Source organism: Abyssibacter sp. (genome assembly GCF_964229365.1).
Classification (GTDB): domain Bacteria; phylum Pseudomonadota; class Gammaproteobacteria; order Nevskiales; family OUC007; genus Abyssibacter.
In genome coordinates, this window is record NZ_CAXRDQ010000079.1 from 55,656 (window position 1) to 79,244 (window position 23,589).

Consider the following 23,589-nt stretch of genomic DNA (forward strand, 5'->3'; position numbering starts at 1 on the left):
TGAACTTATGCTTCCCGACGAGGTCAGACCTCAACGGTTCGGGCCGTAGACTATCCCCGGCCTCATCGAAGCGTCAACAAAGTGTCATAACGACATAACCACAAGGCACATTCGCCGCAAGACGAAGAGCCCGCCGCCGACACCCCCAGGTAGTTTCTCCCAGTCACCGTGAAGCGCTGGTGAGGCACATGCCCGTGAGCAAGCAGGAAGCGTGCCGAATCCCGTTCGCCGCCCGCCGCCCCCGCCACCATATGCACACGATGGCGTGTATCCAGCGGCGGTGGCAATCTTACGACGGTGCGGGCTGTAATGGCCTGACAAATCGGCACCTGTGACGTGGACGGCCTGTGGCCAAGCAACCCAGCGACGACTCGAAGGACCCGCCCGAAATGACAAGCAATGCCCCCGTCGTAATCGGGGTAGTGGCATCGGCCGGCGGTTTGGCCGCCCTGAAGTCGATGTGCAGCGAACTGGATCAACTTGTCGGCGCGTCGATGATCGTGACGCAACATGTCTCGCCCACGTACCATGACTAGTTGCCCGAGTTGCTCTCGGCGTGCACCGAATGCACGGTGGAAGCAGCGAAGTGAGGCGTCGAGCCGCAGGCTGGAACCATCTACGGTTGTACCCCCGGGCCGCGACGCCGTGATGCAGTCGGGCGTCATCCGCCTCAAGAACCCCGATCCGGTGATCAGCGCGCATCCCGTCCGGAGTCCGGCTTCTGCTTTCCGCGGCCTCCGCGTGCGAGGACCGCTGCGTCGCAGTGATCCTGTCAGGCACAGGACAGGATGGCTCGACCGGCGCCAAGGCCGTCAAGGCCGCAGGCGGCATCGTCATGGTGCAAGACCCTGACACGGCGCAATACGACGGGATGCCCAAGGCCGCCATGCGCACGGGCTGTGTGGATCCGGTGAGCATGCCGGCGGATGGGGCGTCCAGAATGCGCTGAAACAGGTCGCCGATGCCGGGGACCCGCAGCGTCGAATTGGCACCAATCTTTCCGGCCAGAGCCTGGGTGATGCGACATTCACCGGGTTCGTACTGGACGCCATAGACTCGACGGGCATCAACCCGGAACAACTTGTACTCGAGATCACCGAGTCGGCGGCCGTGTCCTACATCTCGGAAGCCGTCCACTTCATCAACTCCCTGAAGAAAATCGGCTGTCGATTTGCGCTAGACGATTTTGGCACCGGCATGTCGTCCTTCGCCTACCTGCGAGACCTGCCGGTCGATCTGCTCAAGATCGACAAGCGTTTTGTGCAGGCTTCCCCCACCAGCCCCGTCGACCGCGCATTGGTGGAGGCGCAGGTCAACATCGCGCGCGAACTTGGCATCGAGACCATCGCCGAGGGGGTCGAAACCGCCGAGCAAGCGGCCGCGGTGCACGCCATCGGCGTCATGTACCACCAGGGCTTTCTAGTGGCCGACCCAAGCCCGCTGACTTAGGTAAGCATTTCCCTACAGATAGATCAGCCATATGCCGACCTTTTCGCGCATGTGGTGCGCCGTGGTTAGAGGCACACCCAAGATGGTGCAATTGCCGACACGTGACGATCCGCACCACGACTGTCTGGGGGAAGATTCCAATGACCATTTCTGCCGTTCGCGCAGGCTCGAGCATGCTGCTCAGCGCGCTGTTTTCAATCACGCTACTCGCAGGCTGCAGCAGCAGCGACGGGGGCAGTGATCCTGTCGGCGGCAACCCCACCGACCCGACCGATCCCAACACACCCGATCCGATTGGTGACGTCGAGCCGGGCACGCCGACCACCAAAACGGTCATGGTCGGAGACGACGAACGCTCCTTTGTTATCTACGCCCCGAGTTCCTCAAGTAACAAATCGACCAAGATTGCCGGTTTGCCTGCCGTCATCATCTTCCACGGCACGACGCAGAACTCGGACACGCCGTTTAGCGACAGCGGCGGTGCGAACCTGGAATGGCTGGAGATTGCCGAGGACGAAGGCGTGGTGCTCATCGCACCGAACGGATCCAATCTGTTGACTGGATCGCCTGAAGGCGACCTGCAAACCTGGAACAACTGCGGATCGACTCCGATTTCCGGCCAGTCGGACGACATGGCCTTTGTCGATGTTCTGCTTGATGTACTGGTTGAAGCTGGCATCGACGAGAACCGGATCTACGCCACCGGCGGCTCGAACGGCGGCAAGTTCTCTTATCGTGTCGCCATCGAATTGTCCGACAGGATCGCCGGCATTGCGGCCTTCTCGGCCACGCTTGAAGTCGGCGCAGAATGCGGCATGCCAACCGCGCCCGTGCCGACCATGATCGTGAATGGCACGATGGACCCCATCCTCATCGCCAGCGGCGTCGCCGGCGTGCTCACGGCGCAAACCAGCACCGAAGACACCGTCGCGTACTGGCGGACGGCGAACGCCACATCGGAAACACCCGTCGAAGCCGGTGACCTGCCCGACTCAAACCCCGATGACGGCAGCACGATTACGCGCATGCGGTACGAAGGCGGCGCCCCTGTCCTGTTCTATCAGGTCAACGGCGGTGGACACTACATCCCCAGTCAGGACCACGACTTCGCCACGGCATCGCTGTTCATCCCAGCGTTCGGACGACAGAATCGCGATGTGGAAGGTGCGCGCGAAGCCTGGGCATTCTTTAGCGAGCAGTAAGCACTCACAGGTACAGAAAAGGCCGCTTTCTAGCGGCCTTTTTTATGATCGTCGATTTGGAGCGGGTGATGGGAATCGAACCCACGTATGCAGCTTGGGAAGCTGCCGTTCTACCATTGAACTACACCCGCGAGCCGTCCGCGCAAATCGCTCGTCGATGCGCGGGCGTAGTTGGCCCGAGTCCAGGATTTTCGTCAACCCACCCGGCCGCAACACCGTTGTGTCCAGGGCGGAACTCTGCGGGCTTGATACTCTCCAACCCCACGGATGGAGGAGACCCATCCGACCCACTTCGCGCAGGGATGTCGCATGGCAAAACCGTTCAAGATTCTTCTGGTCATTCTCGGCTTGTTGGTCACGCTGGTCGTGGTCGCCGCCATCGGTCTGGTCGTCACGTTCGATCCGAACGACTACCGCGATGACATTGAGCAGGTCGTCGAGGAGGCGACCGGACGAGACCTGACGATGAGCGGCCCACTCAGCCTGTCGATCTTCCCGTGGCTTGGCGTTGAAACCGAAGATGTCGCATTAGGCAATGCCGAAGGATTTGGCAACGAACCCTTCGCGCAGATCGGCTACTTCGGCGTGAGCGTTCGTCTGCTGCCGTTGCTGGAGAAGCGAATCGAGATCGGCACCGTGCGCCTCGACGGCATGCGCCTGAATCTCGCCAGAGACGAAAGTGGCACGACCAACTGGGACGACTTGATCGAAGCCTTTAGCAGTGAGGACACCGAAGCGCAGGAGGCGCCCGAAGAACCACCGGCAACAACGGAAAACGGCTTCGCGATCACCGACCTGTCGGTGGAAGCCGTCGAGATCGAGGACGCGGCGGTCAAGTGGATCGACGCCATTGCGGGCCAGAGCATCATGCTCAAGGACTTTGCGCTGTCCACCGGGCGTATTTCACCCACGGCCACGCAACCGGTACCGCTATCGATGAACTTCGTTGTCGAGGTGCAAGAGCCGAAGACCACACTCGCCATCGACCTGGTGACAAAACTCGTCGCCGATACCGATGCCAGCCAGTTTGCAGTCGAAGGCCTCAACATCGAGGGCACGGCGTCGGGAGATGCCATTCCGGCGGGCAAGCAGCAGTTCAATCTCTCGGCCGACGCAAACTTCGATCAGGAAGCCGGCGTGTTGAAACTGGCGGATCTCGTCCTGCAGGCCGCTGGCGTCACACTCCATGGCTCGCTGGACGGCTCTGGGCTGAACACAGAGCAACCCAGCTTTACCGGCCAGATCACCTCGGAGGCGATCAACCCACGAACCGTGATGCGAGCATTGGCGATCGAACTGCCGGAAACCGAGGACGACAACGTACTGAAATCAGCCGGGCTTGATGCGCGTTTCGCGGCCACCACGCAGTCCGCGGAGCTGCGCAAGCTCACCGTGACGCTGGACGACACCACACTAACCGGTACTGCGGCCGTCACGGACTTCGAGACCCTGGCCATGGCGTTCAATATGGACGTGGACCAGCTCAATCTTGATCGCTACCTGCCGCCCGCCGGCGAGCAGGATGAAAGCAGCGGCGAGGATTCCGAAAGTGACGGCGACATCAACGCCATCGAGTTGCCGCTGGATGCGCTCGAAGGGCTGAATGTCGATGGCCGCTTCGCGATCAAGGAACTCATCGCATCCGGCCTGACGTTCAACGACGCCACCCTGATCGTCAAAGGCAAGCCCGGTCAGCCTTTACGGCAATCGCTGACGGCGCAAGCCTACGGTGGCGATGTCAAGATCGAAAACCGCGTCAACGGAGCCGCCAGCCAGGCGCCCAGCTATCGCTTCCAAGGCTCTCTGGACCAGCTGCTGTTTGGCGACTTGCTGCAAGACCTGATTGACAAGAACTGGCTCCAAGGCAAGGGCCTCGTCACCTATGACCTGACCAGCCAGGGCCGCACCGTGGGTGATTTGCGTCAACACCTGAGCGGCACCCTCAAGTTCGGCTTGTCAGACGGCGCGATCAAGGGGATCGACATCGCTCGCGTGCTCACCGCCGCCGAAGCCAAACTCCGTGGTGCGTCGGCCGATGCCGAGTCGGGTGGCGAAACAAAATTCAACCGCTTCGGCGGCTCGATGAACATCACGAATGGCGTCGCGAAAACCACGGACTTCAGCGCCGGTGCGGATAACCTGACGGTTTCGGCCACGGGGTCCGTCAACCTTGTCGCCATGACGCTCGATTACGCCGTCAAGCCGGTGCTCACGGCCGCACCCGGTGGCTCCAAGCTCAGCGCACTCGTCGGCAAGCCGATTCCCGTTACCGTCACCGGCCCGGTGAGCAGCCCCAAGATCGGCATCGACATCAAGGGCCTGCTGAAAGCAGAAGCACAACAGCGTCTGGGCGAGGAAAAAGCAGAACTGAGAGAGAAGGCCGACGAGGAAAAGGCGCGCCTGGAAGAGAAGGTCGAGAAGGAAAAAGAGCGCGCCCGCGAAAAGGTCCGGGATAAGCTCGGCGACTTCCTGAACCGCAACAAATCGGACGATAACGCTGAACAATCGACGACTGACGGCGGCGGCTAGCGCGCTGACGATTGCAAGTAGCGCGATGGCGGCCGATGTCCAGTCGCTACATGTTGACCACAAGGACGGACGCCATGCGGTTGACATGACCGTCCAGCTCGACGTCGACGCCGCCGACGCCTACACCGTGCTCACCACGTTCGACAAGCTGACCGAGATCAATCCGGCCGTTCAGCGCGTAACGGTGCGTGAGCGCATCAGCACCCGCGAAGCCGTTCTGGAAACCGAGGTGCAGGTCTGCATGCTGTGGTTCTGTAAGCTGCTGCTGCAGGTTCAGGACATGCGTTGGCAGCCCACGGACAATGCCGGCGGCACGCTAGTCGCCCAGGTCCGGCCAGCCGAGAGCAATCTGCGCTACGGCCAGGCCGAATGGAGAATCTGGCCCTGTGAAGCGCATAGTTGCATGCGTTTTGTCGCCGAGATCGAGCCCGATTTCTGGGTGCCGCCACTGATTGGCCCCTGGGTGATTCGCCGCAAACTGGAACAGGAAGCCCTACAGACCTCGGAGGGGATCGAACGCCTTGCCAAGCAGCTACGCTGAGCGATTGCTGGCCTGGTTTGATGACCACGGCCGTCAGGATCTTCCCTGGCAACACCCGCAAACGCCCTATCGGGTTTGGATATCCGAAATCATGCTCCAGCAGACGCAGGTCAGCGTGGTCATCGGATACTTCCAGCGATTCATGGAGCGCTTTCCGGACATCAAGACACTGTCCGAAGCGCCGACCGAGGACGTGCTGTCCCTGTGGGCTGGCTTGGGCTACTACGCCCGCGCCCGCAACCTCCACAGCGCTGCCCGGGTCGTAGCCACTGAGTTTGGTGGCCAGATGCCCGCCACGCTCGAGGGCCTTGTCAGCTTGCCAGGCATTGGTCGATCAACGGCTGGCGCGATTCTTTCGATGGGATACGGGCAGCGCGCTGCCATCCTGGACGGCAACGTCAAGCGGGTGCTCGCCCGGCATGAAGGTATCGCAGGCTGGCCTGGGCAATCTGCCGTGGCCAAAACCTTATGGGCTGCCGCCGAAGCCCGTCTCCCAGATCAGCGGTTCGGCGACTTCACCCAGGCCTCTATGGATCTCGGAGCCACGCTCTGCACTCGTCATCAACCCGCCTGTCTGCATTGCCCAGTCAGTCGCGACTGCAGCGCGCGGCGCACCGACCGGACCCTCACCCTACCCACACCAAAGCCCAAGGCACGGCGCGGCCACCGGACCTCCTACCTGTGGTTGATCCGCGATCCGCAAAACCGCGTGCTCTTGGAGCGGCGCCCCCCCACCGGGGTTTGGGGCGGACTTTGGTCGTTGCCGGAATCAGACGCCCTGGAATGCCCAATTCGCTTGGTCGACAGTCCTGCGCCGACCGAGGGCACCCCCCTGCACCATGAGCTCTCGCACTTCACCTGGGAGCTCAAACCGGTATCGGTTCACGGCACGGTTTCACTCGCGGTGCAGGACAGCGACAATAGGCGCTGGTACCCGGCAAATGCCCTACCGGGCCTTCCCGCACCGATCCGCCGCCTGATCGAACTGGACCAGAACACATGACCCGCACCGTACACTGCGCCAAGCTAGACGCTGACCTGCCCGGCCTTGACCGTCCCCCTGTGCCCGGCGAACTCGGGCAGAAGATCTTCGAGAACGTCTCCAAGGACGCATGGATGCAATGGCTGGCGCACCAGACCATGCTCATCAACGAATACCGCCTGGCGCTGGCCGACCCCAAGGCCCGTGATTTTCTGACCAAAGAGATGGACAAGTACTTCTTCGGCGGCGAATTAACCGAAACCGGCTACGTACCACCGTCAGAAAACGGTTGATTTTTAGGCCTCTTATCGCTTTAATACGCCACCGCTGCGACGCTCGGTGATCCGCTCCCCGACAGCAGCGTCGTTCGATGCCTTCGCCTCTCGCAAGCCATCGGCCGCTAGAAAATCCTGATGGCCAAGTAGCTCAGTTGGTAGAGCAGTGGATTGAAAATCCTCGTGTCGGTGGTTCGATTCCGCCCTTGGCCACCATCTTTTCTGCAAACACCCTGTGTCGAATCAGCCGGTCGCCCAGTCTGGCGCAAGCCCGTGCTTCTTCGACAGGCGGCGCTGCTCGTGCTCCGACAAGGCATCCCACACGGCTCGAACTTTGACGAGTTCGGGCCAGTGCAACACCAAGCCGAAAACACTGTCGGCCCAATCGTGGATGTTCTGAAGCAACTCGGCGAACTCGATCGGGTCTAGCCCGCGCAATGATCTCGCCCTCGGCGTGCTGAACGGCCCGACCGGCTCCATCACCTGCCCGAGAAAAGCGCGTGCGACAAAGTCGTGCATCTGCTGCGCTGAGAAGCCGCAGCAATCACCCAGGCATATCATCCAATTCCAATACAATTGGTGCTGCGAATTGGACTGCCCAGCCAACGGACGACGGCTGTGGCCATGGTGTCGTGGCGCCAAGGTATGTTGCTCAACTGCCTTTAACATCCGTGTGTTCCCGTAAGCGGAAGTTCAGCGTCGCGCTTAGCGGCCGCGTCCTGCGTCCTGCGTCGCAAAGAGGCCTGTTCGTCGTGCCCATTGCCGGCGGGCGGGACAGAACCCTAGCGGCAACGGCGTCGATCTTGCTTGCGCCGCTCCAGTTCAACCATCCGAGAGTACTGCGACCAGCATGACCAATAAAGCCCGACTGCCCCGGCACTCGCTGTTCGAAGACCTTTTTGCCCTGGTTTGCGCTGCGGTGCTGGTAGGCATGGGCATTTACATGATGAAGCTCGCAGGCCTGCTCACCGGCGGCACGGCAGGCCTTGCTCTGAGCCTGAGCACTATCGCTCCGGTTAGCTTCGGCCAAGTGTTCTTTGTGATGAATCTGCCGTTCTATCTGCTGGCGATCAAATCGCTGGGCTGGCGGTTTGCGACCAACACGCTCGTCGCGGTGACCAGCGTGTCGATTTTTGCGGACCAACTCGACCATCTCATCCGCTTCGAGCACCTGAATCCAGTGTTCGCAGCCATCGGCGGCGGCGTGCTGGTCGGGATCGGCATGCTCATAACGTTCCGCCACAACGCGAGCCTGGGCGGAGTGGGCATCCTCGCGATCCATCTGCAAAAGCGCTACGGGGTTCGCGCTGGCAACGTGCAAATGGGTGTGGACTGCGCCATCGTGCTGATCGGGTTCTTTCTCGTCTCGATACCGATGTTGCTGCTGTCCATCGCCGGGGCGGTGGCCATGAACACCATCATCGCGGTCAACCACAAGCCTGGGCGCTATCAGATCGTCTAGACACCCAACCGGCCCTCCGCGAGGATCGCGTTCGCCAGCGTGGCCGTGGTCCAGACCCTCGCAGACCTTTCCACCAAAGGCGCCGGCGCCACCAATGCCGCACGCGATGCTTCTACGTGCCCCGCGCGGCACAAGTCAGCGATATCTGACACCGACAGTGGCAGGTGCACGACATCCTCAGGCGCACCAGACGTTTAGGCTGGGCACAGCCGCACGGCGATCACATCGCTGATCGTGGATTCTCCACATGCGGCCTCGAATATTGATTCGCTGCTCCCCAGGACATTGCAATGACCCGACGGCTGACCGTGTTCGCGCTGTGCGCGCTACTTTGTGCGTGTGGGTCCGATGTCGGCGATCGCGTCGGTGAAGCCGTCGACCGGGTAGGTGAAGGCGTGGCCAACGGCGCCGATCGGCTCGGCGACGCCGCGACGCAGTTGACCGGCCGTCTGGCAGAGGCACGCGACCGGGCTTTGGAGGGCCTGGATCGCGGCGTCACGCGCACTCGGGGCCAGTATCTCGACCCCGTACCCGGCACGCTGTCCTACGAAGTCACGCTCCCGTCGCACGGGCTGGACCGCACCGTGCGGATCATCCAGCCCGAGGCTCCGGTCGCCAGCGCACCGGTGCTGGTCGTGCTGCACTACTCCGGCGGCACCAACGAAAACATGGCCAACCTGACCCGGATCGGCAGGCTCGCGGCTGACCACGGCGTCTGGATAGTGCTACCCGATGGCATCGGGGGCCAGTGGAACGATGATCCGGCTGCCCCCTCGTCCGTGGACGACATCGCGTTTCTCGACGACGTCATCGCCATGATGATCGCGGATGCACCGATCGACCCATCGCGCATCACCATGGCCGGCATGTCGAACGGCGGCTTCATGGCGGCACGCTACGCCTGCGAGCGTGCCGAGTCGATCGCCGGTTTCGCGTCGGTCGTCGGGTCCATGCGCAACGCGCTGGCTCAGGCGTGCCAGCCAACCGTGCCGGTACCGACGCTGCTAGTCCGCGGCACCAGTGACCTGATCGTTCTGTACGCCCGTCCGCCCGGCATGCTGTCGGCTCAGGATATGTTCGAATTGTGGGCCGGGCTCAACGGATGCACCGGCGACGTGACTGTCGAGAGCCTTCCGGATACCGTCGACGACAACACTCAGGTCGAACTCCAGCGCGCCGATGGCTGCGTGGGCTCGGGCGATACGCGTCTATACGCCGTCATCGGTGGCGGCCACGCATGGCCGGATATCGACCCCTACACCAGCATCACAACCCTCGCGCTGGGCCGCATCAGTCGCGAGTTCGCCGCCACGGACCTGGTCTGGTCCTTTCTCGAGCCGCTGAGCCGGTAACGTCAGCTAACCCACATCGCGCACCCATTTTATGTGGCGCCTCAGCTCAGGACGAACGGTTCGAAACGCTGCTTGATATCGGATCTATCGGCTCGAATACCAATTTTCGTCAAACAGGCGAACCCGCGCTGAACCCCACCACAGGTCACACAAAGAAAAAGGGCTCAGATGAACATCACCTAAGCCCTTGATAATAGTGGTAGCTAGGGGCGGACTTGAACCGCCGACCCCAGCATTATGAGTGCTGTGCTCTAACCAGCTGAGCTACCTAGCCACCGAGTCCGGCGCGACGCCCTGAGGACCGCCGCTGCACGGGCGCGAGAGTCTAGTGACTTTCGCCATGCGCGTCGAGCCCTGGGCGGCGGCGCGTTAGGATACGCGGCTTCGCGCCCCGCTGCGACTGGTGCCACCGATCCCGAAGGACCCCATGACGCTCGCCCCGCACAGACCGGACATTCAAGGCTTGCGAGCTGTCGCCGTGTTGCTCGTTGTCACATCCCACCTGGCGGAAACCCCAGTACCCGGCGGATTCGTCGGCGTCGACATCTTTTTCGTGATCTCCGGCTTCCTGGTGACCAGGACGCTGCTCGGCGAACTGGACGCGCGGGGCAGAATCGACTTCCCGAATTTCTACGCGAGGCGCGTCAAGCGCTTGGTGCCCTCGCTGCTGGCCATGGTTGGGCTGGTTTATTTGGCCAGCTGTCTTCTGCTCGCGTCCTCGGAATTCTTCAGCTTCACGAATTCGTCGTTCTACGCGCTCACCTGGACAAGCAACATCTACTTTCCGCTGCAGGAATTTGGGTACTTTGAGGACCAATCTGGGCGTGACCTGTTTCGCCACACGTGGTCCTTGGGCGTCGAAGAGCAGTTTTACCTGATCTGGCCCGCATTGATTGCTTCGGCAGCCGTACTCGACCGCGCCGGGCCGAGTCGGAACACGCCCCTTTTCAGGTATTTCTTTGCCATTTCAGCGCTCAGTTTCGCCGGTTGCCTGCTTGTCAGCCGGATCGACACGAATTGGGCGTTCTACTCGATGCCAACCCGACTCTGGCAGCTTGCAGCCGGTGCGATGTTGGTGTCGTTGATGCGGGGACCGATTCCCTCGCGCGTGCTGGGAGCAATCATCGGCGCAATCGGTTGGGCGGCCATCGCGGCGGCCTGCGCAGTGCTGGACGAGCAGTCGCAATACCCTACGGCGCTGGCGTTGCTGCCAACGCTCGGGGCCTGCTGCCTAATCTACAGCGGCGGCCGCGGGTCCGTCATGGCCGCCGCTTTGTCGTTCCGGCCCCTGCGATGGCTGGGCGACAGGTCATATTCCATCTATCTGTGGCACTGGCCGATCATCATTCTCGTTGCCACCTTCGGGTTCGCGACACCAGTGGCGCATACGGCCTCGATACTGCTGACCCTGCTGTTCGCAGCAGCCAATTTCAAGTGGTTGGAACGCCCGTTCTGGAAGGGCCGCCTGTCTGCTGGGCCTGACCGAAGGTGGTTGTTGGCCGGAACACTCGCATCTTTGTCGCTAGTCGTCGCGATCAAACATGGTGGGCGTCCCACTTGGTCGACACCCGCCCCGTCGTCGCTCGCTTCGAATGCCCTAGCGTCGCGATCAGACCTGCCCCCAATCTACGACATGGGCTGCGACACGTGGTACCAGAGCGATGAAGTGCGCGGTTGTCGGTTCGCGATGGTCGAGGCTGCGGAGCGCACTGTGGTTCTGCTCGGGGACAGCATCGCCTTGCAGTGGTTTCCCGCGCTGATCGATACGTTTCTGGATCCGGAAACCGAGGTCATCGTGTTTACGAAATCCTCGTGCCCCATGGTGGACGAAGATTTCTTCTACGACCGGATCGGGGCGGTGTTCGAACTCTGTACATCATGGCGACGCCGCGTACTCGAAATAATTAGTCGCATTCAGCCAGACGTGGTGGTCGTCGGCAGCTCACCTAGATATGGCTACAGTGACAATGAATGGCTCAATGGCTCAGGCCGCGTCCTCGAACAGCTTGCAACCGCGTCCACACAGGTGCTGGCTATTGCGGGAACGCCGTCCCTACCGGATAACGGGCCCTCCTGTCTGCTGCGGTGGGATGCCACACCACTGCGCAAACTGTTGTCCGATGCCAACGGGATGTGCGGCGGGAACTCGACCGGCTCACGCGCGAACCATGTCGCAGCGTTGATCCGGCAGGCCGCCGACAGGCTCGACAATGTCCACCTGCTGAACCTCAATCCACTCGCGTGTCCTGATGGCAACTGCATGGCAATCACAGCGCGTGACGTGATTGTGTACCGCGATCAGTCCCACCTGACCGCCAGCTATGTCCGATCTGTCGCGCCTGATGTCCGCAAGAGCGTCCGATCCATCCTCGACGCCCCTCCGAAGCGCTAGCAAGCGGTCGCGGCGCCCCTCTACAACTACCAGCGGTCGGTCCGCCGCCTCTTCAAACGTTGAAGCGGAAGTGCATCACGTCGCCTTCGTGGACGATGTATTCCTTGCCTTCCAGACGCCAGCGACCCGCTTCCTTGGCGCCGGCTTCACCCTTGTAGGCGACGTAGTCGTCGTAACCGACAACTTCGGCCCGGATGAAGCCTTTTTCGAAAGCCGTATGAATGACACCGGCGGCCTGCGGTGCGGTGGACTGCTCGCGCACAGTCCACGCCCGCACTTCCTTCTCACCCGCTGTGAAGTAGGTCATCAGGCCCAGTAGTTGGTAGGCAGCGCGGATCACGCGATCCAGACCGGGCTCTTCAAGGCCGAGGTCGGCCAAGAACTCGCGGCGATCATCCGCATCGAGTTGTGCGATTTCGGCCTCGATCGCCGCGCAGACGATCACGACCTGGGCGCCGACCTGTTCCGCATAGTCCTGAACCTTGGCGGTGTAGTCATTGCCCGCCAATCCATCTTCGTCGACGTTGGCGATGTAAAGCATTGGCTTGGCGGTGATCAGGTGCAGATCACGCAGTGCGAGGCGATCATCGTCGCTAAGCTGAGCGGACCGGGCGGGCGATCCGTCGTCCATGTGGGCCTGCAACCGCTCCAGCAGCGCGACTCGGGCCTTGGCCGCCTTGTCGCCGCTGCGGGTGTGTTTCTGCGCGCGCTCGATGGCCTTGGCCACGGTGTCCATGTCGGCCAGCACGAGCTCGGTTTCGATGGTTTCGATATCGCGGACTGGATCGACCGAGCCGGACACATGCACCACGTCCGGATCTTCGAAGCAGCGCACGACGTGGGCCGTGGCATCGGTCTCGCGGATATGGCCGAGGAACTGGTTGCCCAACCCCTCGCCTTGCGAGGCTCCGGCCACCAGGCCGGCGATATCGACGAACTCCACGGTGGTCGGGATGAGCTTCTGCGGCTTGGCGATCTCCGCGAGCCGATCAAGGCGAGCATCCGGCACCGGCACAACGCCCACGTTGGGGTCGATGGTGCAGAACGGATAATTCTCCGCGGCGATCTCTGCTCGGGTCAGCGCGTTGAACAGAGTGGACTTGCCGACGTTCGGCAAGCCGACGATTCCGCATTGGATACCCATGGGCTTTGGCCTCTAGTCCTCGGATTTGGTGTGGAGTTGCTGGATGGCGCGATCCCAGCCGCGTTGCAGCATGACCTGCAAGGCGTCGGCGGATCGATCAATCGATCGATCCAGTTCGATCTGCTCGTCGGATGTCGGTGGCTTGAGCACGTAGCCAAGCACCTGATCACGATGCCCCGGATGACCAATACCCAGACGCAATCTGGCGAAATCGGCCCCGCAATGCTGGATCGCGCTACGCAGCCCATTGTGCCCGCCATGACCGCCGCCGCGCTTGAGTCTGGCCGTGCCACAAGGCAGATCCAGTTCATCGTGGGCGACGAGCAATGATTCGGTGGGAAGCTTGTAGAAGCCGGCCAGTGCCTGCATGGACTGGCCGCTCCGGTTCATGAAAGTCAGCGGCTTGACCAGCCACAGCTTCTGCCCGCCGAGCGTAGCCTGAGCCAGCTCGGCGTTCATCTTCTTGTTCAGTGACAAGCTGACGCCCGCTTGGGACGCCAGCCTGTCAACCAGCCACCAGCCCGCGTTGTGTCGCGTGCGGGTGTAGTCGGGCCCGGGGTTGCCGAGCCCGATAATGGCAGCGATGGACGCTGTCACAGGACGTAATCAGTCTTCCGATTCGCCCTCGCCGTCAGCGGCTTCACCACCTTCGGCGTCTGTCTCGGCGTCTTCGTCAGACTCCTCAACGGCGACGCGGGGCACGTGAACGGCCGCCACGGTCCAGTTTTCGCCATGCATCTTCGCAACCGACTCAACGCCTTCCGGCAATGTCAGCTCTTCGAGATGAATCGAATCGTTGATGTCCAGCGCGGAGACGTCGACTTCGATGTACTCCGGCAGATTCTTCGGCAGACATTCGATTTCGAGTTCATTGCGCTGGCGATCGAGCACGCCGCCGCTGTTCTTGATGCCCGGTGAGGTGTCCTCTCCGACAAAGTGCAGCGGCACCGTCATGCGCATCGCCTGACCAGCCACTACGCGCATGAAGTCAGCGTGCAGAATCTGCGCCTTGGCGGGATGACGTTGCAGGTCCTTGAGCACCGCGTTTTCGGTCTTGCCGTCCACATCGATGCTGAGGATGTGCGAGTAGAACGCCTCGTGCTCAAGATGGCGCAGCATCTCGTTGTGATCGATGCTTAGCTGCACCGGCTCCGATGCGCCGCCATACAGGATGGCCGGCACTCGGCCCGAACGACGCAGACGGCGGCTCGCACCCGTTCCCTGCACAGTTCGAGTTTCTGCATGGACGATAAAGTCCTCACTCATGGTGTTTCTCCAGTGGTCTTCAAATGCGCCTGCGAACCCCGCGACCAGGCGTTCGCAAGCAGGGGGCAATCTAGTCGACGTACAGTGAGCTGACGCTCTCTTCATTCGAAACCCGCCGGATCGTCTCGGCGAGCATCGTCGCAATATGTAACTGCCGGATTCGCGGCGACGCCGCCGCCTCCGGCGACAGCGGGATGGTGTCGGTGACCACCAACTCATCCAGCACCGAATTGTTCACGTTCTGCACAGCCGGCCCCGACAGCACCGGATGTGTCACGTAGGCCACGACCTTCGAGGCCCCGTGATCCTTGAGCGCCTGCGCGGCCTGCGCCAAGGTGCCCGCCGTATCGACGAGGTCATCGACAATGACGCAGGTCTTGTCGCGGACGTCGCCGATGATGTTCATCACTTCAGCAACATTGGCGCGCGGACGGCGTTTGTCGATGATGGCCAGATCGGCGTCATCCAGGCGCTTGGCCACCGCGCGAGCGCGCACGACCCCACCGACATCGGGCGACACCACAATCAGGTCTTCGTACTTCTGCCGCCAGATATCCCCCAGCAGCAACGGCGATGCGTAGACATTGTCCACGGGCACATCGAAGAAGCCCTGAATCTGGTCGGCATGCAAGTCGACCGTCAGCACGCGATCCGCGCCCACGGTGCCAACCATGCTGGCGACCACCTTGGCCGAGATCGGCACCCGGGCCGAACGCGGGCGCCGGTCCTGCCGGGCATAGCCGAAATACGGCATGACGGCGGTAATGCGTCCTGCCGATGCACGATGCAACGCATCGACCATCATCAGCAGTTCCATCACGTTGTCATTGGTCGGCCAGCAGGTCGGCTGAATCACGAACACGTCCTTGCCGCGGACGTTTTCCATCAGCTCGACCATTACCTCGCCGTCGGAAAACCGGCCGACAACGCATTTACCGAGTGGCAGCTTGAAGTTGTCGGCAACTTCTTGCGCCAGCACCGGGTTGGCGTTGCCGGTGAAAAGCATCAAGGAAGAGTCTGTCATCGCTTCGCCTGTGGACGGATGTTACTGCTGCCACGGCGTCCGGCCGACCCGTGTCGCGCCCCGCCGAAACAGGGGTTTGTATCGCTTGTACCACCGCGTATCGAGCCATGAATGCTCTCTTGCGGTCGTACTCGCCTGCCTGCGCAGGCGAACTATATGGCTGGGGCGGCAGGATTCGAACCTGCGAATCACGGGATCAAAACCCGATGCCTTACCGCTTGGCTACGCCCCACTATCTCGTACTTCGCGAACCGACAGGTTCGCCCGGTCGTCGTCGAGTCGCCTCGATCCGGACCGGATGCCGCAGTGCCAACCACGCCAGCGCGCCGGCAATCGTTCCAATGCCGTCGCTGCCACCGCCGCGTTGTCCACGACGACAAAGACCGCGCTCCCCGTTCCGGACATGCGCGGTCTTCCAAATTCTTTCAGCCAATCAAACACTTCTGCGACTTCCGGCACCTGCGAAAGCACCACGGCTTCACAGTTGTTGAGCGCATTGGCAACCATCTCGGCGACGTTTCCAGACCGCGAGAGGGCCGACATTTTGGTAAGGGGTTGATTCCTTGTCAATTTGGGATCGCTGAAGATTGCCGCGGTACTGACATGAACGGGCGGGACGATCACCAGAAACTCCGCATTCTGAACGCGAATGGGCGCAATCTGCTCGCCCACGCCTTCTACCCAGGCGGGTTCGGCATCGATAAAAAACGGGACATCTGCGCCCAGCTGCAAACCCAGATCACGCAGCGCCGCGGCGCCAAGGCCTGTCCGCCACACCGCGTTCAGGGCCACGAGCACGGTGGCTGCGTTGCTCGATCCGCCTCCCAACCCGGCACCGGCCGGAATCTGCTTATCGATCTCGATGGTCACGCCGAAGGCGGGCCCGCCTGACGCGTTCGCGAGCTGACGCGCTGCACGGATCGCCAGATCATCCTCGGGCGCAATATCCGGCAAGCCACCAGCGCGCTCGATACGTTGATCGCCGCGACGGTGAATCGTGATCGTGTCGCAAAGCGTGATCGGCACGAATGCGCTTTGCAGGGCGTGATAGCCATTGTCGTAACGGCCGGTGATGTGCAGGCAAAGGTTCAGCTTTGCGGGCGACGCCCAACGCCCGAGATTCATCCCCTGCGACCTGCGGCAACCGGCAACGACCAGCGATCGACCAGCAGGCGCCAACGGGTCTCGCCGTTGTCCACGGTCAGCTTTTGCGGCATGTCGAGCCCGACATCAGTCTGCTGATAGCTTTCGTATTGAATGGTCCAGCCCGACTGCTCCAAATGCTGCAACTGCCCCGCGCTGTTCACCGTCACCTGTGCGGGTACGCCGTCGATTGGCAAACCCAGCGCCCAGTTCTTAAGCCCATGCAGCGGCAGCGTCCAGCCATAGGCTTCGCGCAACACGGTCTCCGGATCAGTGGTCACCCACGTCCCGTCCGCGTTACGAATCTCGACGCGTTCGGGCACGCCGCTCAAACGCGTCGCGCCGGCGCCGAATGGCCCGGCGACATCAATCACGAACTGCTCATGCCCTTGCTGCCAGCGCACGCGGCCGGAAAACCCAAACAAACCGGTCGATGCGATACGCCCGCTCAGCGTCCATTGCGACAGCGAACGCAGTGCCGCCTGCCGTTCGACCCAGGCGACACGGTCGGGTGACTGCGCCTCGGGCTGCGGCCAGTGGGCACAACCGCCAAGCATCGCGATCAGCGCGACGGCGGTGCATCCGCGCAGCGGCAGAATCCGCCGAAGGGTGGCAAGCATGAGAAGCCCGGCGCGGTCGACTAAGGCGATAGCCGGGTGATGGTTTCCTGCAGAGTGCCGTGTTCAGGGTGCTGCGCGAGCGCGGTGTCCCAAACACGGCGGGCCTCGTCACGCTCACCCATCTTCCAAAGAACCTCGCCCAGATGTGCGGCGATTTCGGGGTCACCAAGCGTGTCGTAGGCGCGGCGCAGGTACTCCGCCGCGGCATCCAGATTCCCCAGACGGAATTCCACCCAGCCCATGCTGTCGATCACGGCCGGATCATCTGGCCGCTGCTCCAACGCACGCGCGATGTACCCCCGAGCCTCGGTGTATCGATCAGTGTGGTTGGTCAGGATGTAACCCAGAGCATTGAGCGCGCGCGAGTCGTTGTCGTTCAGCGCCACCATTTGTCGCAGGTCGGCAATGGCCTGATCGATCTGACCCAGTTGCTCATGCGCCAGCGACCGTCCATAGAGCAGATCGGGCTCCTGCGGATAAGCCGCAAGCCCCGTGGAGTAGATCTCCAGAGCGGCGGCGGGCTGGCCGGATTGCAGCAGGATGTCCGCTTCGACCAGCTTCAGTTGCAGATCCATGCTGGGGTTGATGCGCGCCAGGCCTTGCAGGTAGGCCTGGGCCTCCTCCACGTGACCGCCCTCGGCCATCAGATAGGCGCGACGGGTCAACGCATCAGCCTGATGCCGACCACCGGCGACCCGGCGATACCAGCCACGTGCAGCGTCCAGGTCGTCGCGCGCTTCGGCGATCCGTCCCAGGTAGTACGCGGCGTCGAAGCGCTGCGATGGCTGCTCGATCAATTCGAGGAAATGTTTTTCTGCCAGATCCAGGTTCTGACGATCCAGCGCGAGCAAGCCTCGCGCATAGCGGGCCTCGGGATGCTTGGGGTCTTCCTCGAGCACGCGGTCCAGCTGGGCCTCTGCGAGTTCCAGCGCATCGGCCTCCAGCAGCAGCCGAGCCAGCGCAAACCGGACATCCGCGTTGTCGCCCTTGTTCACCAGCGGGTCGATAACGGCGATCCCTTCCAATACCCGTTGCTGCTTGATCAGCACACCGGCTTGAAGCAGCGTGGCCTCGGTCCAGTCCGGGCGGAGTTCCCGCGCGCGCTCGGCCGCCTGCTGGGCGACGGCCCAGTCCTCGACATTCATCGCCACCAGCCCCAGCGCATAGTGCGCATCGGCACTCTCCGCATTGGCCTCGACCAGCGGCTGCATGATCGCCAGCGACGGGCCAGCCTCAACGTTGTCGCGCACCAGCGTCGCCGCGACCGCGCGCAAGGCTTCCCCTCTGCGTTCCGGTTCGGCCGCGACATAGGCCTTCGCCATGTCCAGAGCGGTGTCGTAGGAGCGCGCCCGCACGGCCACGCGGAATGCCGCTTCCTGCGCCTGCACGTTGTCGGGTGCTGCGGTGCGCCACAATTGCGACGCCTGGACTGACAGCGCGCGATTGTTGCTCGCCAGCGCATACCGGGTCGCTTCCTTGGCGATGTCAGCCTGTCCCGTCAGGCGGGCGGCTTCCAGGTATTCCTCGGCGGCCAGCGCGAGGTCACCCCGGTCGCCGGCGACCTGGCCGGCGAGCACGTGGTACATCGCCTGGGCTCGTTGCGGCAAGGGCTCGGCAGGGGGCGCGGCCGGCCCACCGGCAGCTTCAAACAAGGCGTTCAGACGATCGCCCGGCTCGGGCGCAGACACGCACCCGGCCAGCAGGGCCACCGGTATCAGCGTGACGAGAATTCGCTGTATCAACATCGTGCTCCTTGGCGCGGCCGGATGATCATACCGGAAGGCCGGCACCAGCTTGGTCGTGAGGACGGGCGATCCGGCCCGGTTATGCGACGGCGTCGCTTGTACTGACCACAGGGCATCGCGGACAATTCCGCGCTTCCCCGACCCCGCCCGCGAATGCCCCTTCTTGTCCTCGGTCTCAATCACGCAACCGCTCCGCTGGAGTTGCGTGAGCGTGCAGCGTTCGCGCCAGCCGAGCTGGACGGCGCGCTGCGTGATGCCCGCAAGGTTGAGGGCCTGGAAGAAATCGTGGTGTTGTCCACCTGCAATCGCACGGAGCTGATCACCAGCGGCCAGCACAGCATGGACAGCCTCGCCCAGTGGCTCGGCACCCGATCAGCGATCGACCTGGACACCCTGAGCGGCCACGGCTACCGCCTGGAAGAGACCGAGGCCGTCCGGCATGTTTTCCGCGTGGCCGCCGGCCTGGACTCGATGGTGCTCGGCGAGCCGCAGATTCTCGGCCAGGTCAAGCAGGCGTTTTCTGATGCCGAAACGGCCGAGGCGGTCGGGCCGACCCTGCGCCGCCTGTTCCAGAAGGCCAATGAAGCCGCCAAGCGCGCGCGCTCGCAGACCAGCATCGGGCGCAATCCGGTGTCGTTTGCCTTCGCCGGGGTGCGGCTGGCCGAGCAGATCTTCGAAGATGTGACCCAGCAGACCGCGCTGCTGATCGGCGCCGGCGAGATGATCGACTTGTTCGCCGCGCATCTGAAAGCCCGCGGGCTGCGGCGGCTGTTGTTCTGCAATCGCACCGCGGCCCGGGCAGAGAAACTGGCGCACCGGCATGCCGGCGCCTCGGTCCCGTTCTCGGAACTCGAGGCTTACCTGCCGGATGCCGATCTGCTGATCAGCTGCACCGGTTCACCGACCCCGATCGTCACCCGCGCGGCGCTCAAGCAGGCGCTCAAGCGCCGTCGCCGGCGCCCGGTCTGCGCGCTGGATATCGCCGTGCCTCGCGATATCGAACCCGCCGCCGGCAGCCTGGACGATGTCTATCTTTATGCCGTCGACGACTTGCAGGCGATTATCGACCGCAATCAGCAGGCCCGGCGTGACGCCGCAGAAGAGGCCGAGGACCTGATACGCCAGCATGTCGATCAGTTCATGCATTGGGTGCAGACGCGGGATGCCGGCGCCGTCGTGGGACAATTGCGCAAACAGCTGAATCGCGAAGCCGACGAACTGACAGCCGCCGCGCTCGGGCAGTTGGCCCGTGGCGAAGATCCGGCTCAGGTATTGCCGCGCCTGGCCCACAGTCTGGGTCAACGCTGGCTGCACGCTCCCAGCCGGGCGATCCGCGAGGCAGCCCCCGAAGACCAGCCCGCGTTGCAGGCCACGGTCAAACGCCTGTTCGATCTGGACAACGACGCATGAACCCGAAACTCGAACGCCGCCTCGAACAGCTGGTCGAGCGCCACGAAGACCTCAGCCATGAACTGAGCGACCCCACCGTCATCGGGAATCAGGACAAGTTCCGCCGGCTCTCGCAGGAATACGCCCACCTGGGCCCGCTCACGGACGCCTTTTCCGCTTGGCGCGCCTCGGCATCGGAGTTGGAAGAGCTGGACGTGATGCAGGCCGACAGCGATCCCGATGTACGCGCCATGGCCGAAGACGAGGTCGAGTCGGTGACGAGCAGGCGCGCCGAGCTGGAGCGCGTGTTGTACGGATTTCTCGTGCCCCGTGACCCGCATGACGACTCCAACCTGTTCCTGGAGATTCGCGCCGGCACCGGCGGCGATGAAGCCGCCATCTTCGCCGGCGATTTGCTGCGCATGTATCAGAAGTACGCGGAAACCCGCGGCTGGCGCGTGGAGCCGCTGGCACAAAGCCATGGCGAACATGGCGGCTACCGGGAGGTGATCAGCCGCGTGGTCGGCGCCGGCGCGTACTCGCGGCTCAAGTTCGAATCCGGTGCGCACCGGGTGCAGCGCGTGCCGGAGACCGAATCGCAGGGACGAATCCACACCTCGGCCTGTACCGTCGCGGTGCTGCCGGAGCTCGACAATGTCGAGGCCGCCGACATCAACCCCGCCGAGTTGCGTATCGACACCTTCCGCGCCAGCGGTGCCGGCGGCCAGCATGTGAAGAAGACCGACTCGGCCATCCGCATCACCCATCTGCCCAGCGGCATGGTGGTCGAATGCCAGGATGAGCGCTCACAGCACAAGAACCGCGCCAAGGCGATGGCGTTGTTGCAATCGCGATTGCTGGAGATCGAACAGAGCAAGCAGGCTTCGGAGCAGGCCGCGTCGCGCAAGTCGCAGGTCGGCAGCGGTGATCGCTCCGAGCGCATCCGCACCTACAATTTCCCGCAGGGTCGGGTCACCGATCACCGCATCAATCTCACCCTGTACAAGCTTGCCGAGATCATGGAAGGCGCGCTGGATCAGGTGATCGATCCGCTGCTGGCCGAGTACCAGGCCGAGCAACTCGCGGCGATTAGCGACGACGCATGAGCAGCTACGGCGCATTGCTGCGACAGGCGGAAACCCGTCTCAACAACGCGATGCAGGCCCGCCGCCTGCTTGAAGACGCCGCCGGCCGCTCCGCCGGCTGGCTCATGGCGCATGCGGAGGATGCAGCCCCCGATGACATCGCCCAGCGGTTCAGCGACTGGGTGCAACGCGTCGAATGGGGCGAGCCGGAAGCCTATGTGTCGGGCGTGACTCACTTCTGGAAACTGCGGCTGCGGGTCACCCCGGATGTACTCATCCCGCGCCCCGACACCGAGACCCTGGTAGAGCAAGCCCTCGCCCTGGGCGACGGCCGCCCGCAGCGCGTGCTCGATCTGGGCACCGGCAGCGGCGCCATCGCGCTGTCGCTGGCCATGGAACGGCCCACCTGGCAGATCGTTGGCACGGATGTCTCCGAGGCCGCTCTGGATGTGGCCCGGCGCAACGCCCTCGACTGCGCGCTCAGTGGCGTGCGCTGGTATTCGGGTGACTGGTTTCAGGCGCTCGACGCCATGCATTTCGACGGCATCGTCAGCAACCCGCCGTACGTCGACGCCGCCGACCCCGCGTTGGCGGCCGACGTGTTGAAGTACGAGCCACCCGGCGCGGTCATCGCGGCTGATCAGGGCCTGGCTGATCTGCGCAGCATCATCCAGCGCGCGCCGGACCACCTGAACCCGCATGGCTGGCTGGCGGTGGAACACGGCTACCAGCAAGCCGGGGCAGTCCGCGCGTTGTTCGAGGCAGCCGGTTTCGGCGACGTGACCTGCCAGCGCGATCTGGGCGGGCATCCCCGCGTCACCAGCGGCTGCCTGGCTTGAGCGCGGCTGCCCGCTACGCCCGGCAAATTGTCATGCCGGTGATCGGCGAGGCCGGACAGCGGCAGATCCATGACAGCCGTGTGGTGATCATCGGCCTTGGCGGCCTGGGCAATCCGGCGGCCACCTACCTCGCAGGCGCCGGCGTCGGCCAGCTTGATCTGGTCGACTACGACACGGTCAGTTTCAGCAACCTGCACCGCCAGTTCCTTTACCGCGAAACCGACCTCGGACAGCGCAAAGCCGAGGTCGCGGCACGACAGCTCGGCGCCTACAACCCGGACATCGAGCTGCGCCCGCATGCGACACGGCTTGGCGACAAGGTCTTCGACAGCTTGCTGCCAGGTGCGCAGGCGGTGCTGGATTGCACGGACAATTTCCCGACCCGGTTCGCAATCAATGCCGCCTGCGCCCGGCACCGTGTGCCCCTGGTGCTAGGCGCCGGCATTGGCCTGCAAGGACAGCTCGGCGTGTTCCGCCATGATGTGCCTGCGGCCGGTTGCTACCGCTGCCTGTTTGACGAGGCCGGCGACGCCGCAGAAGCCTGCGAAGACGCCGGGGTGCTGGGTCCGCTGGTCGGCATGCTCGGGGCCTGGCAGGCCTTCGAAACCTTGCGTCTGCTCATCGATGAAGCCGCGCCTGAAAGCCACTGGCTGCATTTTTCGCCGGAAACCCGGACAATCCGGGCTCACGAGATCCCGCAAGACCCCGCCTGCCCCCACCATGCCTGAACTCCAGACGTCCGATGATGTGCTGCTGCTGCCGCGCACGACAGCCATCACCCTGATGCACACGGCGCAGCTGTCGCCCGACCGCTCGGTCGCCGGCATCATCGCCCTGCGTGACGATGTGCCCGCCGGTCTGCTGCCCTGCGCCCCGGAGTCCGCGCCGGCACTGGAGCAGGCCTGCCAGCAGGCGGCGCAGACCGGCGGCGTTTTCGCGGTTTATTGTTCCAAGCCCACGGCCGCTGCGGAACCGATGGATTTGCCCGCCGCGGTGCTGGATATCGCGAGCCGCCACCCCCTGCTCATCGTGTCCTTGAACACCAAGGGGGTGTTGGAGACACGAGCCTGGACCCACACCGATTCCGGCTTTATCGAGCGGGAACTGACGGCCATCGAGCCGCCGACTGCCGCCTGAGACCACGAGACCC

24 protein-coding genes and 4 tRNA genes are annotated in these 23,589 nt (G+C 63.2%); 17 read left to right on the forward strand and 11 right to left on the reverse strand.

Features of this window, described 5'->3' with window-relative positions; all coding sequences use genetic code 11:
* Positions 1 to 389 precede the first annotated feature (389 nt).
* The 4 genes from ACE1EY_RS13280 to ACE1EY_RS13295 all read left to right on the forward strand — a co-directional run bounded on the left by ACE1EY_RS13280 (position 390) and on the right by ACE1EY_RS13295 (position 2,651).
* Positions 390 to 536: a chemotaxis protein CheB gene (locus ACE1EY_RS13280; RefSeq protein ID WP_370300389.1), complete on the forward strand. Its 147-nt coding sequence runs from the start codon at positions 390 to 392 to the stop codon at positions 534 to 536.
* A 185-nt stretch (positions 537 to 721) separates the two neighbouring features.
* The gene (locus ACE1EY_RS13285; RefSeq protein WP_370300412.1) at positions 722 to 949 is read left to right on the forward strand and encodes a chemotaxis protein CheB; all 228 of its coding nucleotides are present in this window, start codon (positions 722 to 724) and stop codon (positions 947 to 949) included.
* 35 nt (positions 950 to 984) lie between these two features.
* Positions 985 to 1,449 (forward strand): EAL domain-containing protein, encoded by a 465-nt coding sequence (locus ACE1EY_RS13290; RefSeq protein WP_370300413.1) that lies wholly within the window; start codon positions 985 to 987, stop codon positions 1,447 to 1,449.
* 140 nt (positions 1,450 to 1,589) lie between these two features.
* Positions 1,590 to 2,651, forward strand: a complete 1,062-nt coding sequence (locus ACE1EY_RS13295; protein WP_370300390.1) for a PHB depolymerase family esterase — start codon at positions 1,590 to 1,592, stop codon at positions 2,649 to 2,651.
* 57 nt (positions 2,652 to 2,708) lie between these two features.
* Here the strand turns inward: ACE1EY_RS13295 and ACE1EY_RS13300 are convergent.
* Positions 2,709 to 2,782 (reverse strand) — tRNA-Gly (locus tag ACE1EY_RS13300).
* A 178-nt stretch (positions 2,783 to 2,960) separates the two neighbouring features.
* Between ACE1EY_RS13300 and ACE1EY_RS13305 the strand changes: the two genes are divergently transcribed.
* The 5 genes from ACE1EY_RS13305 (at position 2,961) to ACE1EY_RS13325 (ending at position 7,194) form a co-directional block, all read left to right on the forward strand.
* Positions 2,961 to 5,180 carry an AsmA family protein gene (locus ACE1EY_RS13305; protein WP_370300391.1) on the forward strand — a complete coding sequence of 740 codons (2,220 nt, stop codon included), beginning with the start codon at positions 2,961 to 2,963 and terminating at the stop codon, positions 5,178 to 5,180.
* Between the two features lie 25 nt (positions 5,181 to 5,205).
* Positions 5,206 to 5,721 carry an SRPBCC family protein gene (locus tag ACE1EY_RS13310; protein ID WP_291514895.1) on the forward strand — a complete coding sequence of 172 codons (516 nt, stop codon included), beginning with the start codon at positions 5,206 to 5,208 and terminating at the stop codon, positions 5,719 to 5,721.
* Positions 5,702 to 6,724 (forward strand): A/G-specific adenine glycosylase, encoded by a 1,023-nt coding sequence (gene mutY / locus ACE1EY_RS13315; protein WP_291514894.1) that lies wholly within the window; start codon positions 5,702 to 5,704, stop codon positions 6,722 to 6,724. The genes ACE1EY_RS13310 and mutY overlap by 20 nt, the downstream gene beginning before the upstream one ends.
* A complete protein-coding gene (locus ACE1EY_RS13320; RefSeq protein WP_291514893.1) occupies positions 6,721 to 6,996 on the forward strand; it encodes an oxidative damage protection protein in 276 nt (91 codons plus the stop codon). The genes mutY and ACE1EY_RS13320 overlap by 4 nt, the downstream gene beginning before the upstream one ends.
* A 122-nt stretch (positions 6,997 to 7,118) precedes the next feature.
* Positions 7,119 to 7,194: transfer RNA gene (locus ACE1EY_RS13325), tRNA-Phe, on the forward strand.
* A 27-nt stretch (positions 7,195 to 7,221) separates the two neighbouring features.
* Here ACE1EY_RS13325 and ACE1EY_RS13330 read toward each other — a convergent pair.
* Positions 7,222 to 7,497 carry a hypothetical protein gene (locus ACE1EY_RS13330; RefSeq protein WP_291514892.1) on the reverse strand — a complete coding sequence of 92 codons (276 nt, stop codon included), beginning with the start codon at positions 7,495 to 7,497 and terminating at the stop codon, positions 7,222 to 7,224.
* A gap of 331 nt (positions 7,498 to 7,828) precedes the next feature.
* Between ACE1EY_RS13330 and ACE1EY_RS13335 the strand changes: the two genes are divergently transcribed.
* Positions 7,829 to 8,440, forward strand: a complete 612-nt coding sequence (locus tag ACE1EY_RS13335) for a YitT family protein (protein WP_291514891.1) — start codon at positions 7,829 to 7,831, stop codon at positions 8,438 to 8,440.
* A gap of 290 nt (positions 8,441 to 8,730) precedes the next feature.
* Complete coding sequence (locus tag ACE1EY_RS13340) at positions 8,731 to 9,792, forward strand: PHB depolymerase family esterase (RefSeq protein WP_370300393.1); 1,062 nt, start codon at positions 8,731 to 8,733, stop codon at positions 9,790 to 9,792.
* Positions 9,793 to 9,989: 197 nt separating this feature from the next.
* Here ACE1EY_RS13340 and ACE1EY_RS13345 read toward each other — a convergent pair.
* Positions 9,990 to 10,066 (reverse strand) — tRNA-Met (locus tag ACE1EY_RS13345).
* 153 nt (positions 10,067 to 10,219) lie between these two features.
* Between ACE1EY_RS13345 and ACE1EY_RS13350 the strand changes: the two genes are divergently transcribed.
* On the forward strand, positions 10,220 to 12,184 hold the full coding sequence (locus tag ACE1EY_RS13350; RefSeq protein ID WP_291514889.1) for an acyltransferase family protein: 1,965 nt from the start codon (positions 10,220 to 10,222) through the stop codon (positions 12,182 to 12,184).
* Positions 12,185 to 12,236: 52 nt separating this feature from the next.
* Here the strand turns inward: ACE1EY_RS13350 and ychF are convergent, their stop codons facing one another.
* The 8 genes from ychF to ACE1EY_RS13390 all read right to left on the reverse strand — a co-directional run bounded on the left by ychF (position 12,237) and on the right by ACE1EY_RS13390 (position 19,126).
* On the reverse strand, positions 12,237 to 13,328 hold the full coding sequence (gene ychF, locus ACE1EY_RS13355) for a redox-regulated ATPase YchF (RefSeq protein ID WP_370300394.1): 1,092 nt from the start codon (positions 13,326 to 13,328) through the stop codon (positions 12,237 to 12,239).
* A 12-nt stretch (positions 13,329 to 13,340) separates the two neighbouring features.
* Positions 13,341 to 13,925 (reverse strand): aminoacyl-tRNA hydrolase, encoded by a 585-nt coding sequence (gene pth / locus ACE1EY_RS13360; RefSeq protein WP_291514887.1) that lies wholly within the window; start codon positions 13,923 to 13,925, stop codon positions 13,341 to 13,343.
* A gap of 9 nt (positions 13,926 to 13,934) precedes the next feature.
* On the reverse strand, positions 13,935 to 14,594 hold the full coding sequence (locus tag ACE1EY_RS13365) for a 50S ribosomal protein L25/general stress protein Ctc (protein ID WP_291514886.1): 660 nt from the start codon (positions 14,592 to 14,594) through the stop codon (positions 13,935 to 13,937).
* Between the two features lie 70 nt (positions 14,595 to 14,664).
* Complete coding sequence (locus ACE1EY_RS13370) at positions 14,665 to 15,618, reverse strand: ribose-phosphate diphosphokinase (protein WP_291514885.1); 954 nt, start codon at positions 15,616 to 15,618, stop codon at positions 14,665 to 14,667.
* A gap of 157 nt (positions 15,619 to 15,775) precedes the next feature.
* Positions 15,776 to 15,850: transfer RNA gene (locus ACE1EY_RS13375), tRNA-Gln, on the reverse strand.
* Positions 15,841 to 16,743, reverse strand: coding sequence for a 4-(cytidine 5'-diphospho)-2-C-methyl-D-erythritol kinase (gene ispE / locus ACE1EY_RS13380; protein WP_370300395.1), 903 nt, complete (start codon positions 16,741 to 16,743; stop codon positions 15,841 to 15,843). The genes ACE1EY_RS13375 and ispE overlap by 10 nt, the downstream gene beginning before the upstream one ends.
* Positions 16,740 to 17,381 carry a lipoprotein insertase outer membrane protein LolB gene (gene lolB, locus ACE1EY_RS13385; RefSeq protein WP_291514883.1) on the reverse strand — a complete coding sequence of 214 codons (642 nt, stop codon included), beginning with the start codon at positions 17,379 to 17,381 and terminating at the stop codon, positions 16,740 to 16,742. The genes ispE and lolB overlap by 4 nt, the downstream gene beginning before the upstream one ends.
* Before the next feature lie 20 nt (positions 17,382 to 17,401).
* Positions 17,402 to 19,126 (reverse strand): tetratricopeptide repeat protein, encoded by a 1,725-nt coding sequence (locus tag ACE1EY_RS13390; protein WP_291514882.1) that lies wholly within the window; start codon positions 19,124 to 19,126, stop codon positions 17,402 to 17,404.
* Positions 19,127 to 19,279: 153 nt separating this feature from the next.
* Between ACE1EY_RS13390 and hemA the strand changes: the two genes are divergently transcribed.
* From hemA to ACE1EY_RS13415, 5 genes are read left to right on the forward strand one after another with little or no spacing between them, the layout of a single operon-like run.
* Positions 19,280 to 20,536: a glutamyl-tRNA reductase gene (hemA, locus tag ACE1EY_RS13395; RefSeq protein WP_291514881.1), complete on the forward strand. Its 1,257-nt coding sequence runs from the start codon at positions 19,280 to 19,282 to the stop codon at positions 20,534 to 20,536.
* Positions 20,533 to 21,621: a peptide chain release factor 1 gene (gene prfA / locus ACE1EY_RS13400; RefSeq protein WP_370300396.1), complete on the forward strand. Its 1,089-nt coding sequence runs from the start codon at positions 20,533 to 20,535 to the stop codon at positions 21,619 to 21,621. The genes hemA and prfA overlap by 4 nt, the downstream gene beginning before the upstream one ends.
* Positions 21,618 to 22,439 (forward strand): peptide chain release factor N(5)-glutamine methyltransferase, encoded by an 822-nt coding sequence (gene prmC, locus ACE1EY_RS13405; protein ID WP_291514879.1) that lies wholly within the window; start codon positions 21,618 to 21,620, stop codon positions 22,437 to 22,439. The genes prfA and prmC overlap by 4 nt, the downstream gene beginning before the upstream one ends.
* A complete protein-coding gene (locus ACE1EY_RS13410; RefSeq protein WP_291514878.1) occupies positions 22,436 to 23,167 on the forward strand; it encodes a HesA/MoeB/ThiF family protein in 732 nt (243 codons plus the stop codon). Before prmC ends, ACE1EY_RS13410 begins: the two co-directional genes overlap by 4 nt.
* A complete protein-coding gene (locus ACE1EY_RS13415) occupies positions 23,160 to 23,576 on the forward strand; it encodes a hypothetical protein (RefSeq protein WP_291514877.1) in 417 nt (138 codons plus the stop codon). The genes ACE1EY_RS13410 and ACE1EY_RS13415 overlap by 8 nt, the downstream gene beginning before the upstream one ends.
* Positions 23,577 to 23,589 lie beyond the last annotated feature (13 nt).

What these genes read in the sequence shown, in the direction of transcription:
- ACE1EY_RS13305 (WP_370300391.1), top strand. Translation starts at nt 2,961, where the DNA reads ATGGCAAAACCGTTCAAGATTCTTCTGGTCATTCTCGGCTTGTTGGTC.
- ACE1EY_RS13330 (WP_291514892.1), bottom strand. Translation starts at nt 7,497, where the DNA reads ATGCACGACTTTGTCGCACGCGCTTTTCTCGGGCAGGTGATGGAGCCG.
- ACE1EY_RS13370 (WP_291514885.1), bottom strand. Translation starts at nt 15,618, where the DNA reads ATGACAGACTCTTCCTTGATGCTTTTCACCGGCAACGCCAACCCGGTG.
- ACE1EY_RS13340 (WP_370300393.1), top strand. Translation starts at nt 8,731, where the DNA reads ATGACCCGACGGCTGACCGTGTTCGCGCTGTGCGCGCTACTTTGTGCG.
- ispE (WP_370300395.1), bottom strand. Translation starts at nt 16,743, where the DNA reads ATGAATCTCGGGCGTTGGGCGTCGCCCGCAAAGCTGAACCTTTGCCTG.
- ACE1EY_RS13365 (WP_291514886.1), bottom strand. Translation starts at nt 14,594, where the DNA reads ATGAGTGAGGACTTTATCGTCCATGCAGAAACTCGAACTGTGCAGGGA.
- ACE1EY_RS13390 (WP_291514882.1), bottom strand. Translation starts at nt 19,126, where the DNA reads ATGTTGATACAGCGAATTCTCGTCACGCTGATACCGGTGGCCCTGCTG.
- ACE1EY_RS13415 (WP_291514877.1), top strand. Translation starts at nt 23,160, where the DNA reads ATGCCTGAACTCCAGACGTCCGATGATGTGCTGCTGCTGCCGCGCACG.
- ACE1EY_RS13295 (WP_370300390.1), top strand. Translation starts at nt 1,590, where the DNA reads ATGACCATTTCTGCCGTTCGCGCAGGCTCGAGCATGCTGCTCAGCGCG.
- ACE1EY_RS13335 (WP_291514891.1), top strand. Translation starts at nt 7,829, where the DNA reads ATGACCAATAAAGCCCGACTGCCCCGGCACTCGCTGTTCGAAGACCTT.
- prmC (WP_291514879.1), top strand. Translation starts at nt 21,618, where the DNA reads ATGAGCAGCTACGGCGCATTGCTGCGACAGGCGGAAACCCGTCTCAAC.
- ACE1EY_RS13310 (WP_291514895.1), top strand. Translation starts at nt 5,206, where the DNA reads ATGGCGGCCGATGTCCAGTCGCTACATGTTGACCACAAGGACGGACGC.
- ychF (WP_370300394.1), bottom strand. Translation starts at nt 13,328, where the DNA reads ATGGGTATCCAATGCGGAATCGTCGGCTTGCCGAACGTCGGCAAGTCC.
- ACE1EY_RS13320 (WP_291514893.1), top strand. Translation starts at nt 6,721, where the DNA reads ATGACCCGCACCGTACACTGCGCCAAGCTAGACGCTGACCTGCCCGGC.
- ACE1EY_RS13280 (WP_370300389.1), top strand. Translation starts at nt 390, where the DNA reads ATGACAAGCAATGCCCCCGTCGTAATCGGGGTAGTGGCATCGGCCGGC.
- prfA (WP_370300396.1), top strand. Translation starts at nt 20,533, where the DNA reads ATGAACCCGAAACTCGAACGCCGCCTCGAACAGCTGGTCGAGCGCCAC.
- ACE1EY_RS13350 (WP_291514889.1), top strand. Translation starts at nt 10,220, where the DNA reads ATGACGCTCGCCCCGCACAGACCGGACATTCAAGGCTTGCGAGCTGTC.
- lolB (WP_291514883.1), bottom strand. Translation starts at nt 17,381, where the DNA reads ATGCTTGCCACCCTTCGGCGGATTCTGCCGCTGCGCGGATGCACCGCC.
- hemA (WP_291514881.1), top strand. Translation starts at nt 19,280, where the DNA reads ATGCCCCTTCTTGTCCTCGGTCTCAATCACGCAACCGCTCCGCTGGAG.